At 40.7% G+C, this 204-nt stretch carries 1 tRNA gene; it reads right to left on the bottom strand.

Annotated elements, in window-relative coordinates:
- Positions 1-101 precede the first annotated feature (101 nt).
- Positions 102-177, bottom strand: a tRNA-Ala gene (locus tag IC218_RS22365).
- Positions 178-204: the final 27 nt, after the last annotated feature.

Raw genomic sequence — 204 nt, 5'->3', positions numbered from 1 at the left:
GTTGCTTAAAGTGCTAACGCACATAGCTTGTCTAAAGATAAGCTAAAAGTGCATGTAAGAGGCTACTAGATAAATCGAAGATTTAAGTAATATACTCTTAATGGTGGAGATGAGGAGAGTCGAACTCCTGACCCCTTGCTTGCAAGGCAAGTGCTCTCCCAACTGAGCTACACCCCCAAATATGAAGTTCATAAAGAACTTTCA

This window comes from Clostridioides sp. ES-S-0005-03 (assembly GCF_020658455.1).
In the GTDB taxonomy this organism is placed as follows: Bacteria; Bacillota; Clostridia; order Peptostreptococcales; family Peptostreptococcaceae; genus Clostridioides.
The sequence above is the reverse complement of the archived record's forward strand: the minus strand, read 5'-3'. Positions and strand labels throughout refer to the sequence as shown.